This window comes from Agrococcus citreus (assembly GCF_039527715.1).
GTDB lineage: Bacteria > Actinomycetota > Actinomycetes > Actinomycetales > Microbacteriaceae > Agrococcus > Agrococcus citreus.
In genome coordinates this window covers 204,065-228,470 of the sequence record NZ_BAAAKK010000006.1, presented here as the reverse complement: position 1 = coordinate 228,470, position 24,406 = coordinate 204,065, and the positions used below count along the sequence as shown (strand labels likewise).

24 protein-coding genes are annotated in these 24,406 nt (G+C 74.4%); 12 read left to right on the top strand and 12 right to left on the bottom strand.

Translation table 11 applies throughout. The features are described 5' to 3' along the window. Positions 1-3 precede the first annotated feature (3 nt). From ABD106_RS14235 to ABD106_RS14225, 3 genes are all read left to right on the top strand, one after another. Positions 4-774 carry a CoA transferase subunit A gene (locus tag ABD106_RS14235; RefSeq protein WP_343921523.1) on the top strand — a complete coding sequence of 257 codons (771 nt, stop codon included), beginning with the start codon at positions 4-6 and terminating at the stop codon, positions 772-774. Positions 775-856: 82 nt separating this feature from the next. After that, positions 857-1,486, top strand: coding sequence for a CoA transferase subunit B (locus ABD106_RS14230; protein WP_343921521.1), 630 nt, complete (start codon positions 857-859; stop codon positions 1,484-1,486). After that, positions 1,483-2,541 carry an alpha/beta hydrolase gene (locus ABD106_RS14225; protein WP_343921519.1) on the top strand — a complete coding sequence of 353 codons (1,059 nt, stop codon included), beginning with the start codon at positions 1,483-1,485 and terminating at the stop codon, positions 2,539-2,541. The genes ABD106_RS14230 and ABD106_RS14225 overlap by 4 nt, the downstream gene beginning before the upstream one ends. Positions 2,542-2,552: 11 nt before the next feature. Here ABD106_RS14225 and ABD106_RS14220 read toward each other — a convergent pair whose 3' ends face one another. The 5 genes from ABD106_RS14220 to ABD106_RS14200 form a co-directional block, all read right to left on the bottom strand. After that, positions 2,553-4,205 (bottom strand): HNH endonuclease signature motif containing protein, encoded by a 1,653-nt coding sequence (locus ABD106_RS14220; protein ID WP_343921517.1) that lies wholly within the window; start codon positions 4,203-4,205, stop codon positions 2,553-2,555. A gap of 89 nt (positions 4,206-4,294) precedes the next feature. Next, positions 4,295-5,209, bottom strand: a complete 915-nt coding sequence (locus ABD106_RS14215; protein WP_343921515.1) for a glycine betaine ABC transporter substrate-binding protein — start codon at positions 5,207-5,209, stop codon at positions 4,295-4,297. A 34-nt stretch (positions 5,210-5,243) separates the two neighbouring features. After that, on the bottom strand, positions 5,244-6,209 hold the full coding sequence (locus tag ABD106_RS14210; protein WP_343921513.1) for an ABC transporter permease: 966 nt from the start codon (positions 6,207-6,209) through the stop codon (positions 5,244-5,246). Next, positions 6,199-7,518 carry a quaternary amine ABC transporter ATP-binding protein gene (locus tag ABD106_RS14205; protein WP_343921511.1) on the bottom strand — a complete coding sequence of 440 codons (1,320 nt, stop codon included), beginning with the start codon at positions 7,516-7,518 and terminating at the stop codon, positions 6,199-6,201. Before ABD106_RS14205 ends, ABD106_RS14210 begins: the two co-directional genes overlap by 11 nt. A gap of 309 nt (positions 7,519-7,827) precedes the next feature. Further along, complete coding sequence (locus tag ABD106_RS14200; RefSeq protein ID WP_343921509.1) at positions 7,828-8,466, bottom strand: exonuclease domain-containing protein; 639 nt, start codon at positions 8,464-8,466, stop codon at positions 7,828-7,830. 79 nt (positions 8,467-8,545) lie between these two features. Here ABD106_RS14200 and ABD106_RS14195 point away from each other — a divergent pair, with 79 nt between their 5' ends. After that, a complete protein-coding gene (locus ABD106_RS14195) occupies positions 8,546-8,896 on the top strand; it encodes an SseB family protein (RefSeq protein ID WP_343921507.1) in 351 nt (116 codons plus the stop codon). A 7-nt stretch (positions 8,897-8,903) separates the two neighbouring features. Here ABD106_RS14195 and ABD106_RS14190 read toward each other — a convergent pair whose 3' ends face one another. Further along, positions 8,904-9,362: a DUF3515 family protein gene (locus ABD106_RS14190; RefSeq protein WP_343921505.1), complete on the bottom strand. Its 459-nt coding sequence runs from the start codon at positions 9,360-9,362 to the stop codon at positions 8,904-8,906. A 42-nt stretch (positions 9,363-9,404) separates the two neighbouring features. On the opposite strand from ABD106_RS14190, the gene thiL reads away from it, so the two are divergent. Continuing rightward, positions 9,405-10,415, top strand: a complete 1,011-nt coding sequence (gene thiL / locus ABD106_RS14185) for a thiamine-phosphate kinase (protein WP_343921503.1) — start codon at positions 9,405-9,407, stop codon at positions 10,413-10,415. Here the strand turns inward: thiL and ABD106_RS14180 are convergent. Together ABD106_RS14180 and rsmD are read right to left on the bottom strand one after the other, a co-directional pair. Next, positions 10,400-10,882, bottom strand: coding sequence for a GNAT family N-acetyltransferase (locus ABD106_RS14180; protein WP_343921501.1), 483 nt, complete (start codon positions 10,880-10,882; stop codon positions 10,400-10,402). The genes thiL and ABD106_RS14180 overlap by 16 nt on opposite strands. Before the next feature lie 26 nt (positions 10,883-10,908). Then, positions 10,909-11,526, bottom strand: a complete 618-nt coding sequence (gene rsmD, locus ABD106_RS14175; RefSeq protein ID WP_343921499.1) for a 16S rRNA (guanine(966)-N(2))-methyltransferase RsmD — start codon at positions 11,524-11,526, stop codon at positions 10,909-10,911. Positions 11,527-11,638: 112 nt separating this feature from the next. Here rsmD and ABD106_RS14170 point away from each other — a divergent pair, with 112 nt between their 5' ends. From ABD106_RS14170 to cofC, 7 genes are all read left to right on the top strand, one after another. After that, a complete protein-coding gene (locus tag ABD106_RS14170; protein ID WP_343921497.1) occupies positions 11,639-13,840 on the top strand; it encodes an ATP-dependent DNA helicase RecG in 2,202 nt (733 codons plus the stop codon). Between the two features lie 171 nt (positions 13,841-14,011). After that, complete coding sequence (gene coaD / locus ABD106_RS14165) at positions 14,012-14,494, top strand: pantetheine-phosphate adenylyltransferase (protein ID WP_343921495.1); 483 nt, start codon at positions 14,012-14,014, stop codon at positions 14,492-14,494. Further along, complete coding sequence (gene cofE, locus ABD106_RS14160) at positions 14,491-15,306, top strand: coenzyme F420-0:L-glutamate ligase (protein ID WP_343921493.1); 816 nt, start codon at positions 14,491-14,493, stop codon at positions 15,304-15,306. The genes coaD and cofE overlap by 4 nt, the downstream gene beginning before the upstream one ends. Further along, positions 15,296-16,273, top strand: a complete 978-nt coding sequence (locus ABD106_RS14155; RefSeq protein ID WP_343921491.1) for an AAA family ATPase — start codon at positions 15,296-15,298, stop codon at positions 16,271-16,273. The genes cofE and ABD106_RS14155 overlap by 11 nt, the downstream gene beginning before the upstream one ends. Further along, positions 16,273-17,373: a DUF58 domain-containing protein gene (locus ABD106_RS14150; protein ID WP_343921489.1), complete on the top strand. Its 1,101-nt coding sequence runs from the start codon at positions 16,273-16,275 to the stop codon at positions 17,371-17,373. The genes ABD106_RS14155 and ABD106_RS14150 overlap by 1 nt, the downstream gene beginning before the upstream one ends. Next, entirely contained in the window at positions 17,370-19,607 is a 2,238-nt protein-coding gene (locus ABD106_RS14145) for a transglutaminase-like domain-containing protein (RefSeq protein ID WP_343921487.1), read from the top strand. Before ABD106_RS14150 ends, ABD106_RS14145 begins: the two co-directional genes overlap by 4 nt. Before the next feature lie 229 nt (positions 19,608-19,836). Then, on the top strand, positions 19,837-20,442 hold the full coding sequence (gene cofC, locus ABD106_RS14140) for a 2-phospho-L-lactate guanylyltransferase (RefSeq protein WP_343921485.1): 606 nt from the start codon (positions 19,837-19,839) through the stop codon (positions 20,440-20,442). A gap of 110 nt (positions 20,443-20,552) precedes the next feature. Here the strand turns inward: cofC and cofD are convergent, their stop codons facing one another. The 4 genes from cofD to ABD106_RS14120 form a co-directional block, all read right to left on the bottom strand. Beyond that, positions 20,553-21,527 carry a 2-phospho-L-lactate transferase gene (gene cofD / locus ABD106_RS14135; RefSeq protein ID WP_343921483.1) on the bottom strand — a complete coding sequence of 325 codons (975 nt, stop codon included), beginning with the start codon at positions 21,525-21,527 and terminating at the stop codon, positions 20,553-20,555. A gap of 46 nt (positions 21,528-21,573) precedes the next feature. Continuing rightward, on the bottom strand, positions 21,574-22,383 hold the full coding sequence (locus ABD106_RS14130; RefSeq protein WP_343921481.1) for an ABC transporter ATP-binding protein: 810 nt from the start codon (positions 22,381-22,383) through the stop codon (positions 21,574-21,576). Then, positions 22,380-23,486 carry an iron chelate uptake ABC transporter family permease subunit gene (locus tag ABD106_RS14125; RefSeq protein ID WP_343921479.1) on the bottom strand — a complete coding sequence of 369 codons (1,107 nt, stop codon included), beginning with the start codon at positions 23,484-23,486 and terminating at the stop codon, positions 22,380-22,382. Before ABD106_RS14125 ends, ABD106_RS14130 begins: the two co-directional genes overlap by 4 nt. A gap of 65 nt (positions 23,487-23,551) precedes the next feature. Continuing rightward, a partial coding sequence (locus ABD106_RS14120) for an ABC transporter substrate-binding protein (protein ID WP_343921477.1) occupies positions 23,552-24,406 on the bottom strand: 855 nt, incomplete at its 5' end.

Genomic DNA, 24,406 nt, shown 5'->3' with positions numbered 1-24,406 from the left:
CCGATGGCGATCGACAAGACCTACGGCTCCGCGGCGGAGGCCGTCGCCGACATCCAGGACGGGGCGACGCTCGCCGTCGGCGGCTTCGGCCTCTCCGGCAACCCCATGGCGCTCATCCGGGCGCTCGAGGAGCGCGGTGTCCAGCACCTCGAGGTGGTCTCGAACAACTGCGGCGTCGACGACTGGGGGCTCGGGCTGCTGCTGCGCAACGGGCAGATCGACAAGATGACCTCCTCGTACGTCGGCGAGAACAAGGAGTTCGAGCGCCGCTATCTCACGGGCGAGCTCGAGCTCGAGCTCACGCCCCAGGGCACGCTCGCCGAGAAGCTCCGCGCCGGCGGCTCGGGCATCGCGGCCTTCTACACGCGCACGGGCGTCGGCACGCAGGTGCAGGAGGGCGGGCTGCCGCAGCGCTACGACGCCGACGGCACCGTCGTCAAGGCATCCGCCCCGAAGCCCACCGCGACGTTCGACGTCGACGGCGAGCCCAAGGAGTTCGTGCTCGAGGAGGCCATCACGACCGACTTCTCGCTCGTGCACGCGCTCCGCGGGGACCGCCACGGCAACCTCGTCTTCAACAAGGCCGCCCGCCAGTTCTCGCCGCCCGCGGCGATGGCCGGCCGCATCTGCATCGCGCAGGTCGAGGAGCTCGTCGAGCCCGGCGAGATCGACCCGGATGCCGTGCACCTGCCGGGCGTCTTCGTGCATCGGATCATCGAGGTCGGCACCGACATCGAGAAGCGCATCGAGCGCCGCACGGTCTCCGAGCAGTAGACGCCGAGCAGTAGAGCGATCGAGCAGCAGACACACCGAGCAGTAGAGACACCGAGCAGTAGAGAGCCAGAGGAGAGCTGACATGGCACTGACCCGCAACGAGATGGCCGCCCGCGCCGCCAAGGAGCTCGAGGACGGCATGTACGTCAACCTCGGCATCGGGCTCCCGACGCTCGTGCCCAACTACGTGCCCGACGACGTGACCGTCGTGCTGCAGAGCGAGAACGGCATCCTGGGCGTCGGCCCGTACCCGACGGAGGACGCGGTCGACCCCGACCTCATCAACGCCGGCAAGGAGACGGTGACGACGCTGCCGGGCACGTCGTTCTTCGACTCCGCGACGTCGTTCGCGATGATCCGCGGCGGCAAGATCGACGCCGCGATCCTCGGCGCCATGCAGGTGTCGTCCTCGGGCGACATCGCCAACTGGATGATCCCCGGCAAGATGGTGAAGGGCCCCGGCGGCGCGATGGACCTCGTGCATGGCGCCGCGAAGGTCATCGTGCTCATGGAGCACACGGCCAAGGACGGGTCGCCGAAGATCCTCGACGCGTGCTCGCTGCCGCTCACCGGCAAGGGCGTCGTCGACCGCATCATCACCGACCTCTGCGTGCTCGACGTGACCCCCGAGGGGCTGCGGCTCGTCGAGCTCGCGCCGGGCGTGACGATCGAGGAGCTGCGCGAGAAGACCGGGCCGGAGATCCTCGCGTGAGCACGATCCTGGCCGGGATCGACCAGCGGTTCGTCGAGACCGATCGGCTGCGGGCATCCGTCCTCAGCCACGGCGGCCAGGGGGATGGCACAGGCATCCCGATCGTGCTCGTGCACGGCAACGTCTCGTCGTCGCTGTTCTTCCAGCCGCTCATGCTCGCGCTCCCGCGGCCGACGATCGCGATCGACCTGCGTGGCTTCGGCGACAGCGAGACGCTCCCGGTCGATGCGAGCCGAGGGCTGCGCGACTTCTCCGACGACGTCGCGGGCGTGCTCGACGCGCTCGGCCTCCAGCGCGTGCACGTGGTGGGCTGGTCGATGGGCGGGGGCGTCGTGCTGCAGCTCCTCCTCGATCGGCCCGACCTCGTGCGCTCGGTGACGCTGCAGGCGCCGGTGCCGCCGCACGGCTTCGGCACGAGGCTCGACGGCTCGCTGTGCACGCCGGATGCGGCAGGCACCGGTGGGCTCGGCGCGAACCCCGACTTCGTCGCGCGGCTCGCCGCCGGCGACACCACCGCGGACGAGCCGACGAGCCCGCGGAACGTGTTCCGCTCGAGCTACGTCGCGCCGGGCTTCGACGACGGGCGCGAGGACCTCTGGGTGGAGTCGATGCTGTCGACGAGGACGGGCGACGACAACTACCCGGGCGACGGCGTCGCCTCCGAGTCGTGGCCCGGCTTCGCGGCGGGCGGCCGCGGCATCCTCAACACGATGTCGGCGGCCCACCTCGACCTCACGGGGATCGTCGACGTCGCCGACAAGCCGGCGATCCTGTGGGTGCGGGGCGCGCACGACGCGATCGTCGGCGACGCGTCGTTCTTCGACTTCAACACGCTCGGCAAGCACGGCATCGTGCCGGGCTGGCCGGGGGAGGAGGCGGCGCCGCCGCAGCCGATGATCGCGCAGTCGCGCGCGGTGCTCGAGCAGTACGCCGCGAACGGCGGCGCCTACCGCGAGGTGGTCTTCGACGACGCGGGCCACTCGCCCCACCTCGAGGATCCTGAGCGCTTCGCCGAGGAGCTCCTCGCTCACGTGGGGGCGAGCGAGCGGCCCTAGCACGGGAGCGCTCAGGAGCGCATCACGATGTGCGCCGGTGGCCGCAGGTCGAACGGCGTCGATCGCGGTGCTGCGCGGCAGTGCCGCTCGACGAGCGGACGCAGGTGCGGCTCCACGCCGAGCCGCCGGGCGCTGCGACGAGGGCGGCGACGGGTGACTGGCGCCGCGTCGGGCAGCCGGCGGGTGAGGGATGGCGCGGCGTCGGAGGCGAGCGACGGCGCGGCGTCGGATGGGAGCGACGCGGCGGAGGCGATCGCCAGCGCCGCGCGCGGCTCGGACCGGCGGCTGCGGGCGTAGCGGTCGGGCGGCCGCAGCTCGGCGACGATGCGCCAGTGGCCGCGCTCGGGACCGGCTCGCTCGACGCGGAGGCGACCGGCATGGATCTCGTGGTGGTGGTAGCTGCAGACGAGGATGCCGTTGTCGAGATCGGTCGCGCCGCCGAGCTGCCAGGGGACGATGTGGTGCGCCTCGCACCAGGCGACGGGCATGCCGCAGCCCGGCACGCGGCAGCCCTTGTCGCGCGCCGCGAGCGCACGCCGGATCGCGCGGTTGAAGAGGCGCTCCGTGAGGCCCAGGGCGAGCGTGTGCTGGCAGGAGTTGACGACCACGTGCTGCAGCTTCGTCTCGCACAGCAGCCGCTCGATCGTCTCGATGGGCACGAGGTCGCCGGTGTGCTCGATCGTCAGGGTGCGCTGGGGGTGCCTCAGCGCCTCGAGGTACGCGGTGTAGGCCTCGATCGTGCCGGTGAGCACGAGCACCGGTGCCTCCCCGCCGGCCACCGGCGCGTCGCCCGAGGCGGCGTGCGCCCGCGCGAGTCCGACGACGACGTCGTGCCGCTTCTGGTCGGGCGAGCGGTCGTCGATCGACGGCTCGTCGTCGCCCGCGCGGGCGGCCTCGTCCTCGTCGCGGAAGCCAACCCTGACCCGCGGCCCCGTGTAGGCGTCGAGCAGCGACTTCAGTGCTGAGCCGTCCTCGGGAGGCGAGAGCATCTCCGTCCGCCACATGCCGTCGCGACGCTGCCACATCCGGAGCGACCGCATGGAGCGCTGCCGCTCGTCGCCCGGCAGCACCCCGTCGGGATCGAGGGCCGCGGCGTAGGCGCGCGCCTGGGTCACGAGCAGCTCGGGCACGAGCGGCGCGTGCGGATCGGTCGCGGCACGCACGAGCGCGTCCTCGGCCCAGGCCAGCTGCTCGAGGTCGGCGCGCGGCGCGACCGGCTCGAGGGTGCCGACGATGGCCTGCGCCTGCGGCAGCGACAGCGCGCCGTCGGCGAGCGCTCCGGCGACCTGCGGATACCGGGCGGGGATGTCGTGGCCCGTGAGCCCCTGCGTCGGCGAGGTCGTGGCGGCCATGGTGAGCAGCTCGGATGCCTGGCGCTCACGGATGCCGAAGACGGCGGCGAGCGCCTCGCGCGAGCTGCGGTAGCCCATCCGGAGGCAGAGCGCCTCGTCTGCGCAGCCGTGCGAGCGCTCCTCGACGCCCGCGGCGAGGCGCACCTTGAGGCTGTCGACCACTCGCGACAGCGAGGCGACGGCGCCGAGCATCTCGACGAAGCCGGCCTGCGGCTCGAGCGACAGCGAGGCCGCGTCGGCGAGCAGGGCGCGAGCGGCCTCGACCGCTGCTGCTGCCTGCTCGCTCCGAATCATCGTCGACTCCTTCGTCACGACGAGGCTATGCGGGGCCACCCACATGAGCTGCGGGAACGGGAGCGGCCCCGCGTCCGTGATGGATGCGGGGCCGCTCGAGCGCTCGGCTACGCCGTCGGCGTGAGCGAGTCGACGTAGTCCTGGTTCTCGGTGATCCAGGTCTCGACGATCTCGGGGTAGTCGCTCGCCTCGGCATCGCTGTTGAACATGGCGTTCTCGAGCGAGAAGAGCAGCTCCGAGTCCATCTTGAAGGCCTCGAGCCACGGCGTCAGCGTCGGGAAGTCCGTCTCGAAGCCCGTGCGGGCGATCGTGTGGATGCCCTCGGCCGCCCCGAGCGTGCCCTCGGGGTCCTCGAGGTCGCGGATGGCGAACTCGTCGTAGGCCCAGTGCGGGCGCCAGAGCGTGACGGCGATGTTCTCGCCGGCGTCGAGCGCCGAGCTCAGCTCAGCGAGCATCGCGGGCGTCGAGGAGGTGATGAACTCCATGCCGTCGAGCCCGTAGGTCGGGATCACCTCGTCCTGTGTCGCGGCGGTGAGGCCAGCGCCCGGCTCGATGCCGACGATGCGGTTGTCGAACTCGTCGGCGTGCTCGGCGAGCTCGGCGATCGAGGTGATCGGAGCATCCTCGTTGACGGCCATGGTGAGCACGGCGTCGTCGTTCCAGGAGCCGAGGTCGACGAGGTCGTCGCCGAACTCCTCCATGTACGAGGCGTGCGTCATCGGCAGCCAGCCGTCGAGCGCGACGTCGTAGTCACCACCGGCGATGCCCGCGAAGACGGGGCCGGCGTCGGCGTACTCGAGCTCGACGTCGTAGCCCTTCTCCTCGAGGATGGCCTCCCACAGGTAGGAGACTGCCTCGCCCTCGGGCCAGCCGTTGAAGACGCCGATCGTCAGGTCCATCTGGTCGGTCGTCGAGGTGCCCTCCTCGGGCGCCTCCGGCTCCGAGTCGGCTGCCGAGCAGCCGGCCAGTGCGAGTGCACCGACAGCGGCGAGTGCGGTGCCGCGAATGAATCGCTTGTTCATGCTTCGTCCTCTCTCGTTTCGTGTCATCTGTCCGTCAACGACCGCTGGGGGCGGCCGCGTTGGTCGTTTCGGCTGCGGGGGCTGCGCCGGGCGTCACGGGCACCCGGCCCGCGGCGATGGCCTGCCTGGAGCCCCAGCCGAGCGCGCGGTACTTCGCGACCGGGCTGCTGTCCTTCAGGTTCCCGAGCGAGTTCGTCACGCGGTCGAGGATGATCGCGAGGATCACGACCGACAGGCCAGCTTCGGCGCCGAGCCCCACGTCGATGCGCTGCAGCGCCTGCACGATGGGCTGTCCCAGACCGCCGGCGCCGACCATGGCCGCGATGACGACCATCGACAGCGACAGCATGATGATCTGGTTGACCCCGGTCATGATCGTCGGCAGGGCGAGTGGCAGCTGGATCTGGCGCAGGATGCGTCCGGGCGACGCGCCGAAGGCGGTGCCCGCCTCGACGATCTCCTTGTCGACCCCGCGGATGCCGAGCTCGGTCAGGCGCACGCCCGGCGCCATCGCGAACGCGATCGTGGCGATGATGCCCGGCACCACGCCGACGCTGAACAGGATGATCGCCGGGATCAGGTAGACGAAGGCGGGCATCGTCTGCAGGAAGTCGAGGATCGGCCGCACGATGTTCGAGACGCGGTCGTTGCGGGCTGCCCAGATGCCGAGCGGGATGGCGAGCAGCAGGGCGAACACCGCGGCGACGAGGGCCAGCGCGAGCGTCGCCATGGCGTTGTCCCACTGGTTCACGAGCACGATCACGAACAGGCCGACGATGGTGCCGAGGCCCATCTTCCAGCCGCGCACCAGGAAGGCGATGGCCGCGAGGATCGGGATCATGACCCAGAAGGGCGGCTCGACGAGCAGGACCTCGACGAACTCGTACAGCGCCAGCACGATCGTCTTGATCACGTCGAAGACCACGGCCAGATTGGCGGTGATCCAGTCGACGGCGGACTCGACCCAGTCGCCGAGCGGCAGGCGGAGATCATCGAGCATCGGACACCTCCTGCGTGGCGTCGAGAGTCTGGGTGACGAGCTGCGCGTCGACCGCCGGAGGCAGGTCGATCACGTTGAGCTCGGAGGTGTCGGTGGAGACGTTGCCGAGCGCCGCGAGCAGCAGCACTCGCGGGATGACGCCGAGCAGGCGCTCGTCGTCGCCGATCACGGCGATCGGCAGGTCGCTGTTGACGGCGATCTCCGGCAGGTCGGCGAGGCTCGTCTCCGGGCTCACGCGCGGCACGTCTCGATCGATGAGCGGGCTGAGATCGCGCTGTCCCTTCTGCACCGCCCGCAGCACGTCGCGGTCGCGGACGGCACCCATGACGGTGCGGCCCGTGCCGGTGATGAGCACGGTGGAGGTCTGGAGGTCGCGCATGATCTTCAGCGCGCCGCGCGGGCCGACGGTCATCGGCACGGCTGCGGCGGGCGGCTCCATGACGCTCGACGCCGTGAGCACGCGCGTGCGATCGACGTCCTGCACGAACTGCGCGACGTAGTCGTTGGCCGGATCGGTGAGGATGTCCTCGGGCGTGCCGATCTGCACGATGCGGCCGTCGCGCATGACCGCGATGCGGTCGCCGAGGAACATCGCCTCGTTGAGGTCGTGCGTGATGAAGACGATCGTCTTCCCGAGCTCCGCCTGCAGCTCGACCAGCTGCTCCTGCATCTCGCGACGGATGAGCGGGTCGAGCGCGCTGAACGCCTCGTCCATGAGCAGCACCGGGGTGTCGGCGCACAGCGCCCTCGCGATGCCGACGCGCTGCTGCATGCCGCCGGAGAGCTCGCTCGGCAGCCGCTCCTCCCACGCCTCGAGCCCCACGCGGCGGATGACGGCGCGCGCCTGCTCGTGGCGACGCTCGCGCGGCACCCCCTGGATCTCGAGGCCGTAGGCCACGTTCTCGAGCACCGTGCGGTGGGGGAGCAGCGCGAAGTGCTGGAAGACCATCGACACCTGCGAGCGGCGCACGGCGCGCAGCCGCTGGGGGTCGATGCCGGTGACGGTCTCGCCGCCGATCTCGACGCTGCCGCGCGTCGGCTCGAGCAGCCCGTTGAGCATCCGGATGAGCGTCGACTTGCCCGAGCCCGACAGGCCCATGACGACGAAGATCTCGCCGCGCCGCACCTCGAACGAGGCATCGATGACCGCGGCGGTGCCGAGCTTCGCCACCTCGTCTCGCGACGATCCGTCGGCCAGCCGGTCGGCCGCCTCCTTCGCGCGCCGGCCGAACACCTTCGTGAGGCGGTCGACGCGGACGGCGACGTCGTCGGCGAGGGGCTCCTCGTCGTGCGTGCGCGGTTCGCTCATGTCACTCCTGTCACGCCACGGGGGCGTTCAGTCGAGGACGGGTGCAGCCGCGCGAGCGGTGAGTCGTCTGCCGTTCCAGGACGATCGGGATCGTCTGCGAGCGGCACCATACGCTCGTCGGCAACAGGGCCGACGGTCGCGTCCAGATGGATCAGGACGACCTGGGGAGCCGTCCGACATTCGACCCTACCCGCTGCCAGAACTCCGCCTTCTGGCTCTCCGTGGCAAGATTGGCGGAATCTCGGCGAATCCGATGCATCCTCACCGCCGGATCGTGATGGTTTCGTTATGGCCCGGCGTGTCCGCGCACTACTGCCACCACGGGCGTTCGCGCTCCGCCGACCGCCGCCGAGCCTCGAGCTCGCGCAGCTCCTCGTGCCGCTCGCCGATCTCGTGGACCGCCGACAGGCACTTCGCGACGAGCGCGTGCAGCTCGTCGAGCTCGTGGCGCTTCGCCGCGCCGATGATGATGGCCGCGCACGCCTCGGCGTCGCCGGCGGCGTCGTGGTGGCGGAAGTCGTCGAAGCCGGCCGCGAGGGCCGCGACCGGCAACCGGTACGACTCGAGCGTGAAGGTCTTGCGGGCGATGCGCAGCGAGTCGGTCCAGCGCATGTCGGGCACCGGCAGCCGCGCGGCCTTCGCGGCGGCGCGCATCACCCCGCGGTCGAAGCCGGCGTTGTGCGCGACGTAGACGTCGTCCTCGCCGAACTCGAGGATCTGCCGCTGCGTCTCGACCCAATCGGGCGCGTCCTGCACCTGGTGGGCGGAGATGCCGTGGATGCGCGTGTTCCACTCCCAGAACTCGTCGAACGGAGCGGTGGGGCGGATGAGCGTCGAGAACCGGTCGACCACGAGCCCGTCGCGGACCTTCACGAGCCCCACCGCGCACGCGGATGCCGCGTTGCCGTTGGCGGTCTCGAAGTCGATCGCGGTGAAGTCGAGGGCCATGCGTCCAGTCTCCCAGCGCGCGCCCACACGACCGGCCACGGCGCCCCGTCCGAGCGCGGGCGTCTGCGAGCATGGAGGCATGGCCAACCCGACCCTCGAGGCGCTGCAGTCCATCCCGACGACCGAGCACGCCGCCGCGTGGGCGGTCGTCCGCGAGGCCGAGCTCGTCGTGCCCGCGGTCGTCGAGGACCCGCGCGATCCAGCCTCCGGCAGGTTCCTCGTGCTGCCGCACAAGGGCATGCAGCTCGTCGTGGCGTTCACCGCGACGACGCGCATCGGCGGCTTCGCGACGCGCACGAAGCGGCACCTCAAGCTCACGGGCGCCGAGCTCGCTGCCGGGATCCCGGCCGGGCACGCGATCGTGCTCGACCCGGGCCACGACGACGGGCGCGTCTTCCTACCCGACGTCTTCGTCGCCGACGCCAGCTAGCGCCGGGTCAGGAGCAGGCGCCCGTGCGCTCCGTGCGCGCGACGGCGCTCGAGACGCCCTCGAGCGCGGTGACCGCGCTCACGGCGTCGGTGTCGATGACGACCTCGGTCGCGGGGGAGCGGCCGTAGCTGACGAACGTCCAGACGTTCTCCTCGGCGGCGACCTCGAGCCAGTCGACCTCGCCGATGGTGATGCAGCGCGCGGTCGAGGGAGCGGGCTCCGGCATGCCGCAGCGGAGCGTCACCGCGCTCGGGGTGCCGAACGCAGCGGTGCCCTGACCGGTCGTGTCGCGCCGCTCGAGCGGCTCCGTCAGGCTCCCGTCGCCGATGGCCTGCCCGAGCGAGACGATGACGCCCGCGCACCCCGGGTCGGACGCGTCCTCGGCGGGCGGCAGCGTGACGGCGCTCGCGCATCCCGCGAGCGCGAGGACGACGGCCGCGGCCGCGGCGAGGGGGAGGGAGCGCACCCCTCGAGCCTACTTCCCGCGGGCTCGGGCTACCGTTGCGGCATGGACGACGCCACCCTGCACGAGGCCGGCGAGCTCGAGGCGCTGCGGCGCTTCCTGCCGCTGCTGCCCGCGGGCGACGCGACCGCGCTCGGCCCGGGCGACGACGCCGCCGTCGTCGCCGCTCCCGACGGCCGCTTCGTCGTGACGACCGACACGATGCTCGAGGGCGCCGACTTCCGGCTCGGCTGGTCGCGCTGGCACGACCTCGGCTGGAAGGCCGTCGCCACCAACCTCATCGACGTCGCGGCGATGGGCGCCCGGCCCACGTCGCTCGTCGTCGCGCTCGCGGTGCCTCCCTCGACGCGCGTCGCGGCGCTCGAGGAGTTCGCGCGCGGCCTCGCCGACGCGATCGCCGCGATGGCGCCGGGCGTCGGCGTGGTCGGCGGCGATCTCGGCACCGCGCGGCACGGCGTCATCGCGGTGACGGCGTTCGGCGACCTCGAGGGCCGCGCGCCCGTGCTGCGCTCAGGGGCGAACGCGGGGGATGCCGTGTGGCTCGTCGGCGCGCTCGGCCTCGCCGCGACGGGGCTGCGGCACCTCTTCGCCGCCGCGGTCGACGAGGCCGCGGAGCCCGTCCGCGACGCCGCCGAGCGCTTGCGCCGCGGTGCGCACGGCGCCTCGATCGACGCGCAGCTCGCGCCCGTGACGCCGATCGGCGCCGGCGCCCTGCTCGCCGACCTCGGCGCGACCGCGATGCTCGACGTCTCCGACGGCCTCGCGCTCGACGCCGCCCGCGTCGCCCGCGCATCCGGGGTGCGCATCGCGCTCGAGGCAACCGGCGTCGCCCTCGCCGCGCCCGGCGCGTCGCTCGAGGCGGCGCTCCACGGCGGCGAGGACCACGCGCTGCTCGTGACGATCCCCGCCGACGTCGCGCCGCCGCCCGAGCTCGACGGGCACCCCGTGCGGCGCATCGGCGTCGTCGAGGCGCCGGCCGCCGACGAGGGCGGCACCGTGACGCTCGACGGCGAGCCGCTCGAGGCCCGGGGCTGGGACCCCTACCGCGCGGGCTGAGCCTCGAGCGCGAGCGTCATGAACGTGCTGTTCGGATCGGGCAGGTAGCGGCCGAACGGCGCGCACTCGGCGAAGCCGTGCTTCGCGTACAGCGCGCGCGCCGGGGCGAAGAACGGCTGGCTGCCGGTCTCGAGCGAGATGCGCTCGACGCCGCGCCCGCGCGCGTCGTCGAGCGCGTGCCGCAGGAGCGCCGAGGCGACGCCCGCGCCGCGATGCGTGGGGTCGGTGCGCATGCACTTGAGCTCCTCGTGCCCCGCCTCGACGGCAGCGAGCGCGACGGTCCCGACGAGCGACGCATCCGCCGACGCCGTCCACAGCCGCACGTCGGGCCGCTGCAGGCCGCCGAGATCGAGGGCATGCTGGCTGCACGCCGGCGCGGTCGGGGCGAGGTCGTCGAGGTGCGCCTGCAGGAAGGCGACGAGCGCGGGGTCCGCGAAGTCGGCGCGCTCGATCGCGAGGGCCGTCACCGGGCGCCCTTCGCGGCGCTCAGCCGTCACGGCTCGGCGTGCCCGAAGTCGGCGGGCCCGGCGTCCGCGTGCCCCGCGTCGGCAGCCGTGCCCGTCGTCGCGAGGTAGTGCAGCGTCGTGTCGCCGTAGTCGCGGCTGCGCTCGAGCTCGAGGTCGCCGGGCAGGTCGAGCGCTCCGGCGCGCTTCGACTGCTCGACGACCACCATGGCCGGATGCGTCAGCAGCGGCGCGAGGTCGGCGAGCGTCGCCGAGAGCTCGTCGTGGGCCAGCGCGTAGGGCGGGTCGATGAAGACGAGGTCGAAGTGCTTGCCCGACCGCTGCAGGAACTGGCGGGCCGTCACCTGCTCGACGAGCGCGCGCGTCGCGCCGGCCTTCGCGACGGTCTCGGCGTTGCGCTGCGCGACCTTCGCGGCGCCGCGATCCCGCTCGACGAGCACGACCGACTCCGCCCCGCGGCTCGCGGCCTCGAGGCCGAGCGCGCCGGAGCCGGCGAACAGGTCGAGCACCCGCGCCCCGTCGCACAGGCTGCGCGCGTCGAGGGCGCTGAACATCGCCTCGCGCACGCGCTCAGCCGTCGGCCGCGTGCCGCGGACCGGCACGTGCAGCCTCGCGCCGCCCGCGAGCCCTCCGATGATGCGCGTCATGCAGGCAATCCTGGCATCGGCGGCGCCGCCCGCGCGCCGCGATCGCACGAGCGCGCCCACCGAGCCGGTCGCGTGCGCCACGACCGTGGGCGGCACGGCCTAGCCTGGGCACGTGGCGACGAAGGATGCGGGCGGGGCGCTGCCCAGCGGATTCCAGCGCCCGCTCGACCGCGTGCTGCCGAAGGCGGCGGCGACGAAGCTCGCGCGCGCCTTCGGCATGGAGACGCTCGGCGACCTCGTCTGGCACCTGCCGCGCCGCTACGCGAAGCGCGGGGAGCCCACCGAGCTCGCGAGCCTCGTGCCGGGCGAGCACGTCACGGTCGTCGCGAAGGTGCGGTCGGTCGAGAAGCGCGACCTGCAGCGCGACGCGAAGGGCCGGCCCCGCACGCTCACGAGCATCACGATCACCGACGGCACGAGCGAGCTCGAACTCGCGTTCTTCAACCAGGCGTGGCGCTCGGGCGAGCTGCACCAGGGCGCGACCGCGCTCTTCTCGGGCACCGTCGGCGTCTACAAGGGCAAGCGCCAGCTCGCCCACCCCGACTACGAGCTGTTCGACGAGGCCGAGGGCATCGACGCCGACGAGTGGGCGCAGCAGCCGGTGCCGATCTACCCCGCCACGTCGACGCTCGCGACGACGAAGATCCAGGCGCTCGTCGCGCAGGGGCTCGACGCGCTCGGCGACGTGCCTGACCCCGTGCCCGACGACGTGCGGCGCGCGCACCGGCTCATGCCGATCGCCGAGGCGCTCCGCATGGCGCACCAGCCCAAGGTCGAGCAGGACGCGTTCCGCGCCCGCCACACGCTCGCGTGGCACGAGGCGTTCCTGCTGCAGACCTACCTGCTCGCGACGCGCGACTGGTTCGACACCCTGCCGACCGCGCCGAGGCTCCCGGGACCGCTGCTCGAGCGCTTCGACCGCTCGCTCCCGTGGCAGCTCACCGACGACCAGCGAGCGACCGGCGACGAGATCTTCGCCGACCTCGCGAGCGGCACCGCGATGCACCGGCTCGTGCAGGGCGAGGTCGGGTCGGGCAAGACCGTCGTCGCGACGCGCGCGATGCTCGCCGTCGCCGAGTCCGGCGGGCAGTCCGCGCTCCTCGCGCCCACCGAGGTGCTCGCCGTGCAGCACTTGCGGTCGATCACGCGCGCGCTCGGCCCCGACCTCGCCGCCGAGCTGCAGCCGACGCTCCTCACGGGCCAGATGCCGGCATCCGAGCGCAAGCGCGCCCTGCTGCGCATCGCGGCAGGCTCCGCGCACATCGTGGTCGGCACGCACGCGCTGCTGAGCGAGCGCACGAGCTTCGCCGAGCTCGCGCTCGTCGTCATCGACGAGCAGCACCGCTTCGGCGTCGCGCAGCGCGAGTCGCTGCGCGCGAAGGGCGTGCACCCGCACACGCTCGTGCTCACCGCGACGCCCATCCCGCGCACGATCGCGATGACCGCGTTCGGCGACCTCGACGTCTCGACGATCCGCTCGCTGCCCGCCGGCCGCAGCCCCATCCAGACCTTCGTCGTCGACCCTGGCGAGCAGCCGAAGCTCTTCGGCCGCATCTGGACCCGGATGCGCGAGGAGCTCGACGCCGGCCGGCAGGCGTTCGTCGTCTGCCCGGCGATCGCGCCCGGCAAGCTCGAGGGCATCGACACGGCGGCGGTCGATGCCGGCGCGGATGCCGACGACGACGCGCGCCCCCGGCCGCCGGTCGACGACGTGCAGACCACGCTCGAGCGGCTGCGGCTGCGGCCAGAGCTCGTCGGTCGGCGGATCGCGCCCCTGACGGGGGCCGACACGACCGAGCAGAAGGACGCCGTCATGCAGGCGTTCCGCGCGCGCGAGGTCGACGTGATCGTCGCCACGACCGTGATCGAGGTCGGCGTCGACGTGCCGAACGCGACGATGATGGTCGTGCTCTCGGCCGACCGCTTCGGCGTCTCGCAGCTGCACCAGCTGCGCGGCCGGATCGGGCGCGGCGAGCACGCGGGCCTGTGCATGCTCGTGAGCGCCGCCGACCCCTTCTCGCCCGCGCGCGAGCGGCTCGACGCCGTCGCGAGCACGCTCGACGGCTTCGAGCTCGCCGAGGTCGACCTCGAGCAGCGCGGCGAGGGCGACGTGCTCGGCGCCGCCCAGTCGGGCGGGCGCAGCGGGCTGCGCGTGCTGCGGGTCGCCCGCGATGTCGGCATCATCGAGGCCGCCCGCGAGGCCGCTCGCGAGGTGCTCGCGGCCGACCCGACGCTCGTCGCGCATCCCGCGCTGCGCCTCGCCGTGCACTCGCGCCTCGACCCCGACGCGCGCGCGGCGCTCGTCACCGCTTGAGCGGCGCGACCCGATCGCCCGGAGGATCACGAGCAGAGGTGCGCGGCGCCGCGCGCGTTCCAGATCGCCTCCGCCCGTGCGTGCCGCCACGGATCGCCTCCGCCGGTGACATCGCAGCTCGGGCGCCCGCAGCGGAGGGTTCCTCATAGTCGCGGCCGGTACGCTGTGGGCATGCCTCGCATCGCCGTCGTGCCCGGTTCCTTCGATCCCGTGACCCTCGGGCACCTGGACGTGATCGACCGCGCCGCGCGCATCTTCGACGAGGTGCACGTCGTGGTCACGCACAATCCCGACAAGGCGGCGTTCCTCCCGGTCCCCGAGCGCGAGGCGCTCATCGAGCGCTCCATCGAGGAGGCCCGCATCCCCGGCGAGGTGCGCATCACCAACTGGTCGATGGGACTGCTCGTCGACTACTGCCAGCAGGTGGGCGCCGAGGTGCTCGTGAAGGGCATCCGCTCGTCGACCGACCTCTCGTACGAGACGCCGATGTCGATCGTGAACCGCAACCTCGCGGGCGTCGAGACCATCTTCATGCTCCCCAACCCCGAGAACGCGCACGTCTCGTCGAGCCTCGTGCGCCAGGTCTCCGAGCTCGGCGGCGACATCAGCCCCTACGTGCCGCGCGCGGTCGCCACCTTCCTGCAGCAGCGATGACCGGTCGCCACGGCGATCCCGAGCGCGGCGCAGACCTCGAGCTCCGCGCCGTGCGCGGGATCGGCGAGATCCGTCCGGGCGACGACCTGCCCGCGATCGTCGCCGACGCGGTCTCCGAGCTCGAGCCGCGGGACGGCGACATCGTCGTCGTCACGAGCAAGGTCGTCTCGAAGGCCGAGGGACGCATCCGCCCCGCCGCCGAGCGCGAGCAGGCCATCACCGAGGAGTCGGTGCGGCTCGTCGCCTCGCGCGCCCACCCCGGCGGCATCACCCGCATCGTCGAGCACCGCTCGGGGCTCGTGCTCGCCGCCGCGGGCGTCGACGCGTCGAACACCGACGACGGCACGATCCTGCTGCTGCCGCTCGACTCGGATGCGTCGGCGCACGCGATCGCCGAGCGGCTGCGGTCGCGCTTCGGTGCCGCGATCGGGGTGATCGTGAGCGACACGCTCGGCCGCGCCTGGCGCGTCGGCCAGACCGACGTGGCCATCGGCGCCGCGGGGATCCGCGTGCTCGAGCCCGTGAGCGTCGACGCGAACGGCCGGCCGCTGCTCGTCACCGCGCCGGCGATCGCCGACGAGATCGCGGGTGCCGCAGAGCTCGTCGCGGGCAAGGCCGATGCCGTGCCGGTCGTGCTCGTGCGCGGCCTCGGTCGGCACGTGGCCGGGCTCGACGAGCCGGGCGCCGCGCGCCTCGTGCGAGCGTCGGGCGACGACATGTTCCGGCTCGGCTCCGACGAGGCCTATCGGGCGGGGCGCGAGGCGGGCAGGATCGACGCACTGGCAGAGGCGGGAGCGGCGCATGCAGGCTGACGAGCGCGAGGCCGTCGTCGAGGCGGTCCCCGAGCTGCCGGCGACGCCCGGCACTCGCATCGAGCAGGCCGTCGCCTCGGTCATCTCGGGCAAGGCCGAGGAGATCCGCACCGTGCTCACGGTGCTGCTCGCCGAGGGTCACGTGCTGCTCGAGGACGTGCCAGGGGTCGGCAAGACGCAGCTCGCGCGCGCGTTCGCCGCGGCGATCGGCGGCACCGTGCGCCGCATCCAGTGCACCCCCGACCTGCTGCCGAGCGACATCACCGGCATGTCGGTGCTCGACCAGACGACGGGCGAGCTGCGGTTCCAGCCCGGCCCCGTCTTCGCCAACATCGTCATCGCCGACGAGATCAACCGCGCGAGCCCCAAGACGCAAGCGGCGCTCCTCGAGTGCATGGCGGAGGGGCAGGTGACGGTCGACGGCGTCACGCACGTGCTGCCGACGCCGTTCCTCGTCGTCGCGACGCAGAACCCGATCGACATGGAGGGCACCTACGCGCTGCCCGAGGCGCAGCGCGACCGCTTCATGGCGCGGCTCGAGCTCGGCTACCCCGACCAGGACGCCGAGCTCGCGATGGTGCAGGCGCGCGAGACCGCGCAGCCGCTCGACGCGGTGCGGCCGGTCACGACGCAGCACGAGTTCCGCGACGAGATCGGCGTCGCGCGCGCCGTGCGCGCCCACGAGCTCGTCGAGCGCTACGCGGTGCGCCTCTCGCGCGCCACGCGCGAGCACCCCGAGGTGCGCCTGGGCGCGAGCCCGCGCGCCACGCTGCAGCTCGTGCGCGCGGCGAAGGCGCGCGCGCACCTGCACGGCCGCGACTGGCTCTCGCCCGACGACGTCAAGGAGCTCGCCGCGCACGTGCTCCCGCACCACCTCGTGATGCACGACCCGCACGCGCGCCACGACGACGCCCGGCGGGTGGTGGCGCACGCCCTCGCGACCACGGTCGCCCCCGTCATGCGCTGATGGCCCGCGATCGCGCTCGCGCACGCCCGACGGCGCGCGGGGTCGTGCTCGTGCTGCTCGGCGTCGCGCTCGCGGTCGCGGCCTACTGGGAGCGGCAAGCGGTGCTGCTCGTGCCGGCTGCCCTGTGCCTCGGCGTCGTGCTGCTCGGCGCCTGGTGGGTGCTCGGCACCGCCTCGAAGGTGCGGGTCGTCGCCCCCGGCGTGCTCGAGGAGGGCGAGGATGCCGTGCTGCGCATCGTCGCGGATCCTCGGCAGGCGGGCGACCGGTGGGGGACGTGGGCGCCCGGCCCCGAGCGCTACCTGCACCTCGAGGGCGAGCTCGACGACGAGGGCGGCGCGACGGTGCCGCTCGGCGACCACCCGCGCGGCCGCTGGCGGCTCGCGCCCGTCCAGATCACCGCGCTCGACCCCTTCCGCGTCATGCGCACCGAGCGCACCGTCGACCCGCGCGCGAACCTCGTGGTGGGCCCTGCGCTGCTGCCGGTCGACTCGTCGGCGCTCCGCTCCAACCGCGAGTCGGGCCGGCAGTCGCAGTCGCGGAACGCCGACGAGACCGACGCGATGGTGCGCGAGTGGCGGCCCGGCGATCCGCAGCGGCGCGTGCACTGGCGCCAGTCGGCGAAGCGCGGGCAGCTCATGGTGCGGCAGGAGGCGAACCCCGCGACCGACGCCCTCGTCGTGCTCGTCGACACCGCGGGTGCCGTCGGGCACGGTCGCGATGCCGAGGACCGGCTCGCGCGCGCCGCGTGCTCGATCGTGCGCGCCCTCGCCGGCCGCGACCGCGTCGTGCAGGTGGAGGAGACGGGCGAGCCGAGCATCACCTCCGCCGACTGGCGCGACCGCGCGGCGGCGCTCGCGGGCTTCGCGTCGCTCGCAGCCGAGGAGCGCGCCGAGCCCACCGCGCGCAGTGCGCGGTCGACGACCGCCGCGCACGTCGTCGCGCTCGAGGAGGCCGCGCCCGAGCGGTGGACGCTGCCGCCCGGCTCGACGCTGTGGCTCGTCGCCGCGCGCGATGCGCCCGCGCAGCGGCTCGCGCCCGGCTCGCGCGTGCGCGTCCAGCGGTGGCTCGACTGGGTCGGGCCCGCGCGGGAGCTGCGATGAGCGCGCCCGTGCAGGAGCGGCCGGCGACCGCCGACCCGGCCGAGGGGCGCGTGCGGCCGGCGCGACGCATCCGGGCCGGGCTCGTCGAGTCGATCGCGCTCGGCGTGCTGCCGCTCGCCTGGCTGCTCGCGACGCGATCGGTGCTCGGCATCGAGTGGCTGTGGCCCGTCGCGCTCGCGATCGTCTCGATGGCGCTCGCGGCCGGCATCGTGCGCGCCGCCTGGTCGACGTTCGCGGGCTCCGCCGCCGCGGCCGTCGTCGGCGTCGGCTGGGTCGTCGCGCTCACCGCGGCGGACGACGCGCTGCTCGGTGTCGTGCCGACGCCCGCCGCGATGGCGGAGTCGCTGCGGGTGCTCACCGTCGGCGTGCAGGACATCGCGTGGACCGTCACGACGCCCGTGACGATCGAGGCGCCCGTGCTCGCCACGATCGTCGCGGCCGCCGTCGTGCTCGCCGTGAGCGCCGACCTCATCGGTCTCGCGCTGCGCGCGCCTGCGATCGCGATCCTCTTCGCCGCGGTGCCGCTGCTGCTGCCCATCGCGTTCCGCATCGATGTGCCGTGGTGGCACGCGCTGCCGGGGGTCGCCGCATCCGCCCTCGTGCTCGCCGCTCCCTCGATCGACGAGCGCATCGCCCTCGGTCGAGCGTGGGTCGGACCCGCCGCGCTCGTCGCGGTCGCGGCGCTCCTCGCGGCAGCGGTGCCGCTCGTGGCGCCCAGCCCGCGGGAGGCCGACTTCGACCTGCCGACGGTCGACGACCTGTTCCAGCCGGCCACGCCCATCCTCGACGCCTCGATCGACCTCGGCGACGAGCTGCGCCGGCCCGAGCCTCGGCCGGTGTTCACGTACGCGACGACCGACGGCGAGCCGACCGTGACGCGGCTCATGACGCTGCCCGAGGCCGGTCCGACAGGGTTCCGCGAGATCGAGCAGCAAGCGGGGGAGCCGTCGATCCTCGTCGAGGGCGCCGACGCGAACGCGCCGATGCAGATGACCGTGCGGATGAGCGACGTGCGCGGCGAGAGCCTGCCGACGCCGGAGCGCGCCGCCGAGATCTCCGCACCCGCGGGCTCGAGCTGGGATGACGCGAACGACGCGCTGCGCGTCGAGTCGGGTGTCGTGCAGGCGGGCCTCGAGTACTCGGCCTCGGGCAGCCGGTCGCCGCTCCTGACCGGGCTGCCCGTGGGGGCCGGCTCGACCGGCTTCGACGCGCTGCTCGCCCTCCCGGAGGGCGCGCTCGAGATCGGCGCGCAGGGCGCGGCACTCGTCGACGACAGCATGTCGACGCCAGCGCGCATCGCCGCCGTGCACGGCTTCATGACGAGCGGGCTCTGGAACTACTCCGAGCAGCTCGACCTGCCGGGCTTCGCCGGTGAGGGCGGCGAAGGGTGGGATGCGCTCGAGGGGTTCCTCGAGACACGCTCGGGCTACTGCGTGCACTACGCGAGCGCGACCGCGACGCTGCTGCGTGGCGCGTCCGTGCCGTCGCGGGTCGTCGTCGGCTTCCTGCCCGGCGCAGAGATCGAGGGCGGCTGGTCGGTGACGACGAACGACCTGCACGCGTGGGCCGAGGCGTGGGTCGACGGTGCGGGCTGGGTGCGCGTGGAGACGACGCCCGGTGCGGGCACGGGCGTCGCGAGCCCCGAGGGCGCGCAGACCACGCCGAGCCCGACGCCGAGCCCGACGCCGACCCCGACGCCGACGCCCACCGCGACGCCCACGCCGACGGCGTCGCCCAGCCCCACCGCGTCGCCGGCCGCGCCCTCACCGTCGGAGTCGGCGGTGCCGGGCGCGGGCGGCATCCAGATCGACTGGGCGGCGGTGCGCGGGTGGCTCATCGGCCTCGGCGTGCTGCTGCTGCTCGCGGTCCCGTGGGCCGTGCGGGCGCTGCAGCGCACGCTGCGACTGCGGCGCGGGGCGCCGGGCGCGTGGCTCGAGCTGCGCGCGTCGCTCGCGGATGCGGGGGAGCGGCTCCCGGGCTCGGCCACCCCGGGTGCGGTGCAGGGCGCGATCGCCGCGCGGGCGCCCGCCGCAGCGGCGGCGTCGGATCGCGTGCGGCTCGCGGCGGAGCGCGCCGTCTTCGACGCCGGCCCGCGCGAACCGGGGGCCCTCGACGGCGACGTCCGCGAGGTGCGGCGGGCGCTCGCCGCGCAGCTCCCGCCGTGGCGGCGGGCGCTCGCGCTCGTGCTCCCGCCGAGCCTGTTCCGCGTCATCCCGCCGCTGCCCGAGGACTGAGCCCCCGCCTTCGTCTTCGGTACGAGCTTGCGGGTTGCGTGTGCCCGCGCCCGCACGTCGGTACCGGAGCTCCGAGCGGCGGCGCGGGCCGTCGCGTCTGCGGTACGGGGTTGCGGGTGCGTCCGGGCACGCACGGGCAGCTCGGTGCCGCAATGCCCTACCGGTGCCGGAGCGCGCCTCGCGCCGTGCGCGGTCGGGCGGGCATCCTGGCCGACGTAGGCTTGGCGGCATGCTGTGGTCGATCGTCATCCCCGTGAAGGGATCGATCGGCAAGTCGCGCCTCGACGCCGGCGACGCGCGGGCGGCGCTCGCGGTCGCCTTCGCGCGCGACGTGATCACCGCGGCGCGCGACGCGGATGCGGTGGGCCGCGTCGTCGTCGTGACGTGCGATCCCGCGGTGACGGGCGGCATCCAGGGCATCGAGATCGTCGACGACCCCGAGGGCGGGCTGCACGCCGCGATCGCCGCCGGTGTCGCGGCGCTCGACCCCGCGGCGCCCGCGGCCGTCCTGCTCGGCGACCTCCCCGCGCTCACGCCCGCCGCGCTCGACGGCGCCCTCGAGCTCGCGGCGCGCGAGCCGCGCTCGTGCGTGCCGGATGCGCTCACGACCGGCACGACGATGCTCGCCGCACAGCGAGCGGATGCCCTGCGGCCGCGGTTCGGGCCGGGCTCCGCCGAGCTGCACCGGCGCGCGGGGCACGTGCCGCTGCCCGTCGAGCACGACTCGGGACTGCGGCTCGACGTCGACGAGCTCGCCGACCTGCACGCCGCGCTCGACCTCGGGGTGGGCGCGCACACGCAGGCCGTCCTCGACGGCGCCTCGCTCTCGACCTGACCTTCGCTGGTTGAGCCGCTCCGGGCGCGCAGCGCCCTGAGCGTGTCGAAACCACCTCCACGTCGGGGCGTGGTTTCGACTCGCTCAGCGCCCTGAGGGCGCGGAGCGGCTCAGCCGGCGGGCGCGGAGGCGCGGACGGCAGCCGAGAGCTCCAGCGCATCGCGCGCGACCTGCGCCGCCGGCTCGCCCGCCGTCAGCCACAGCGGCCTCGCCGCCGCGCGGATGCCGAGCGCCTCGACGCGCTCGAGCGAACCGGCGTCCTCCTCGGCGAGCAGCCACCCGTCGAGCAGCCCACCGCGCGACCGGGCGCCGTAGTGCGCGGCGACCGCAGCCGCATCCGCCTCGACGCCGATCGTGTCGAGGCACGCCGCCGCCATGCCGCGCACGGCTCGCCCGCCGATGATCGGCGAGACCCCGACGATCGGCGCTGTCGCCGTCTCGAGCGCGTCACGCACGCCCGGGATGCCGAGGATCGTGCCGATCGAGACGACCGGGTTCGACGGCGCGAGCAGGATCACGTCGGCGTCGGCGATCACCGCGCGCGCGGCGGGCGAGATGCGCGAGCGCTCGAGACCGTGCTGCACGAACCGTCGGGCCGGCACCTGCGCACGCGTGCGCACCCACCACTCCTCGAAGTGCATCGTGCCCTCGTCGGTCACGACGTGCGTCGGCACCTCGTCGTCGGTGGCCGGCAGCAGCGTCGCGCCGATCGGCCAGCGGGCGGCGAGCCGCGCCGTCGCCTCGGTGAGCGTCGCACCGTCCCGCAGCATCGCCGAGCGGGCGAGGTGGGTGCCGAGGTCGAGGTCGCCGAGCGTGAACCACGGCCAGCCCACGCCGTAGGCGGTGAGCTCGGCCGCGACGCGTTCGCTCTCGCCCGCCCGGCCCCAGCCGCGCTCGGTGTCGCCGACGCCCGCGAGCGCGTAGAGCAGCGAGTCGAGGTCGGGGCACACCTTCACGCCCGCGAGCCACACGTCGTCGCCGACGTTCGCGACGATCCGGATGTCGTCGGCAGCGGCCGTCGCGTCGCGCAGCCCGAGCGCGAAGCGCGCGCCGCCGACGCCGCCCGCGAGCACGGTGATCCTCATGCGTCGGTGCTCCTCAAGCGTCCGTGCTCCTCATGCCTCGATGGCCTCACGCGTCCATCCTCCGGTACCGGATCGCGACGCCGTCGGGCGCCGCGTCGATCGTCGCCTCGACGCCGTAGACCGAGCGGATGCGGTCGGCCGTGAGCACCGCGTCCGGGCTGCCCTCCGCGACGACCCGACCGCCGTCGACGAGCACGACGCGATCGGCGTGCGTCGCCGCGAGCGCGAGGTCGTGCACCGTCATGACGACCGCCCGGTCGTCGGCGAGGCGGCGGACGAGCGCGAGCAGCTCGAGCTGCCACGCGACGTCGAGGTGGTTCGTCGGCTCGTCGAGCAGCAGCGCGCTCGGCTCGCCCGCCGCGGGCCGCTGCGCGAGCGCGCGCGCGAGGTGCACGCGCTGCAGCTCGCCGCCCGAGAGCTCGCCGAGCTGCCGGTCGGCGAGCGGGCCGGCGCCCGCGTCGGCGAGCGCGGCCTCGACCCGAGCCTCGTCGCCGAGCGAGAAGCCCAGTATGCGGTGGTGCGGGGTGCGGCCGAGCCGCACGGCGTCGCGCGCGGTCAGCTGCGGCACCGCATCCGTCGACTGCTCGACGAGCGCGATGCGCCGGGCGCGCTCGCGCGCCGGCATCGTGTCGAGCCGCTCGCCGTCGAGCAGCACGCCGCCCGACCGGGAGGCCCGCTCGGGCACGACACCCGCGATCGCCCTGAGCATCGTCGACTTGCCCGCACCGTTGGGGCCGACGAGCGCCGTGATCTGCCCGGCGGGGGCGGTCCACGAGGCGTCGTCGACGAGCATCCGGCCGCGCACGGCGACCGCGAGCCGCTCGACCGCGAGGCCGCGCATCGTCGGCCCGCTCACGTGCGCACCCGCCCCGTGAGCAGGAGCGCCGCGAAGACGGGCGCGCCGATGAGCGCCGTCACGATGCCGACGGGCAGCTCGCGCGGGTCGAACGCGGCGCGCGCGACCGTGTCGGCGACGAGCAGCACGATCGCGCCCGCGAGTCCCGAGGCGGGCAGCAGCAGCGCGTGCGAGGCGCCGACGACGAGGCGCACGGCGTGCGGCACGACGAGGCCGACGAACCCGATCGCGCCCGAGACCGAGACGAGCACGCCGGTCACGAGCGCGCACGCCACGAGCAGCGCCCAGCGCGTGCGGCGCACGTCGACGCCGAGCGCGCCGGCCGCGCTGTCGCCGAGCTGCAGCGCGTCGAGCATGCGGCCGCTCGCGAGCAGCGGCAGCGCGAGCGCGGCGCCGACGAGCGCGATCGTCGCGCTCGACCAGCTCGACGACGCGAGCGAGCCGAGCAGCCACGCGAGGATCTCGCGGAACGCGTCGCCATCGGCGCGCCAGAAGATGACGAGGCTCACGACGGCGCTCGCGGCGGATGCGACGACGACCCCCGCGAGCACGGTGCGGGTGGGCGTCGCCCCGCCCGCCGCGCCAGCGAGGCCGAGGGTGGCGAGCAGCGCGAGCAGTCCGCCCGCGAACGCCGCGGCGGGCAGCAGCGCGCCGCCGAGGGCGCCGCCGATGCCCGCGCCGAGCCCGGTGACGAGCACGAGCACGGCGCCCACGGAGGCGCCGGACGAGACGCCCAGCAGGTACGGGTCGGCGAGCGGGTTGCGCACGAGCGCTTGCATGACGGCGCCCACGATCGCGAGGCCCGCGCCGACGGCGCACGCGGTGAGGATGCGCGGCACCCGCAGGTCGACGACGATCGCGTCGCCGACGGGGCCGAGCTCGCTCGAGCCGATCCCGAGCCGCGCGCCGATCGCGGCGAGCGCGTCGGCGGGCGCGACCCCCGCGACGCCGATGCACGCGGCCGCGACCGCGAGCGAGAGCAGCAGCGCCCCGAGCGCCGGCAGCGCCCAGCGGCGTCGCCAGCGCCGCGCGCCGTCCCGCCCGCGCGGCCCGCCGTCCCGCGACAGATGCAGGGCGATGGGCTCCCGTGCGCGCGGTTCCACAGCCGCTGGCCCTCCACCTGCGCCGAGCCCCCGGGCGTCGGGCGCGGCGGGGCGATCGGTGCGGGTCACGGCAGCTCCATCGCGCGCACGCCATCGACGACGAGCTCGACGGCACCGACCGAGCCGACCCCGGCCTCCGCCATCGGGAACGGCACGACGACGAAGCGTCCGTCCTGCACGGCGCTCAGCTGCGCGGTCGCGGGGTTCGCCCGCAGCCGTTCGATCTTCGACTCGGCGGTGTGCCACCCGGCGTCGACGAGCACGATCACGTCGGGGTCGCTCGCGGCGAGCGCCTCCCACGACATCGTCGTCCACGCATCCTGCACGTCGGCCGCCACGTTCGACAGCCCCGCGGCGTCGAGCACGAGCTGCGGCGCCCCCGCGCCGCCGCCGACGTAGGGCGCGTCCTCGCCCGACGAGTACCAGAGCGCTGTCGCGCCGCCGTCGAGCGGCTCGATCGCGTCGAGCGCCGCGCGCTGCTCCGCCATGAGCGCGGCGCCCGCCTCGGGCACGCCGAGCACGGCAGCCGCATCGCCGAACTCCCCTAGCAGCGCATCCCACGTGAGCGGCGCGACGTCGACGGAGCGGCACGCGGCGGGGGAGACCCACGTCGTGATGCCGAGCTCGTGCAGCGCCGCGCGGTCGCCCGCCGCCTCTGGCGCGAACGCCGACTCCCAGCCCGCGATCACGGCATCCGGCTCGAGGGCGAGCACCGCCTCCCGCGACGGCAAGCCATCGATCGTCGGCACCGCATCCATGCCCGGCTCGAGCTCGAGCGGTCCGTCGAGGAACGCGGTCGACTCGAGCGCGTCACCGAGGCCGAGCGCGACGACGAGCTCTGCGGCGGTCGACTTGACGGCGAGGATGCGCTCCGCCGGCGTCGCGCGCGGCGTCACGGCGATGCCGCAGTCGTCGATCGC

What these genes read in the sequence shown, in the direction of transcription:
- ABD106_RS14145 (WP_343921487.1), top strand. Translation starts at nt 17,370, where the DNA reads ATGAGCGCGCCCGTGCAGGAGCGGCCGGCGACCGCCGACCCGGCCGAG.
- ABD106_RS14235 (WP_343921523.1), top strand. Translation starts at nt 4, where the DNA reads ATGGCGATCGACAAGACCTACGGCTCCGCGGCGGAGGCCGTCGCCGAC.
- coaD (WP_343921495.1), top strand. Translation starts at nt 14,012, where the DNA reads ATGCCTCGCATCGCCGTCGTGCCCGGTTCCTTCGATCCCGTGACCCTC.
- ABD106_RS14215 (WP_343921515.1), bottom strand. Translation starts at nt 5,209, where the DNA reads ATGAACAAGCGATTCATTCGCGGCACCGCACTCGCCGCTGTCGGTGCA.
- ABD106_RS14230 (WP_343921521.1), top strand. Translation starts at nt 857, where the DNA reads ATGGCACTGACCCGCAACGAGATGGCCGCCCGCGCCGCCAAGGAGCTC.
- ABD106_RS14155 (WP_343921491.1), top strand. Translation starts at nt 15,296, where the DNA reads ATGCAGGCTGACGAGCGCGAGGCCGTCGTCGAGGCGGTCCCCGAGCTG.
- cofD (WP_343921483.1), bottom strand. Translation starts at nt 21,527, where the DNA reads ATGAGGATCACCGTGCTCGCGGGCGGCGTCGGCGGCGCGCGCTTCGCG.
- ABD106_RS14150 (WP_343921489.1), top strand. Translation starts at nt 16,273, where the DNA reads ATGGCCCGCGATCGCGCTCGCGCACGCCCGACGGCGCGCGGGGTCGTG.
- thiL (WP_343921503.1), top strand. Translation starts at nt 9,405, where the DNA reads ATGGACGACGCCACCCTGCACGAGGCCGGCGAGCTCGAGGCGCTGCGG.
- cofC (WP_343921485.1), top strand. Translation starts at nt 19,837, where the DNA reads ATGCTGTGGTCGATCGTCATCCCCGTGAAGGGATCGATCGGCAAGTCG.
- cofE (WP_343921493.1), top strand. Translation starts at nt 14,491, where the DNA reads ATGACCGGTCGCCACGGCGATCCCGAGCGCGGCGCAGACCTCGAGCTC.
- ABD106_RS14200 (WP_343921509.1), bottom strand. Translation starts at nt 8,466, where the DNA reads ATGGCCCTCGACTTCACCGCGATCGACTTCGAGACCGCCAACGGCAAC.
- ABD106_RS14195 (WP_343921507.1), top strand. Translation starts at nt 8,546, where the DNA reads ATGGCCAACCCGACCCTCGAGGCGCTGCAGTCCATCCCGACGACCGAG.
- ABD106_RS14205 (WP_343921511.1), bottom strand. Translation starts at nt 7,518, where the DNA reads ATGAGCGAACCGCGCACGCACGACGAGGAGCCCCTCGCCGACGACGTC.
- ABD106_RS14210 (WP_343921513.1), bottom strand. Translation starts at nt 6,209, where the DNA reads ATGCTCGATGATCTCCGCCTGCCGCTCGGCGACTGGGTCGAGTCCGCC.
- rsmD (WP_343921499.1), bottom strand. Translation starts at nt 11,526, where the DNA reads ATGACGCGCATCATCGGAGGGCTCGCGGGCGGCGCGAGGCTGCACGTG.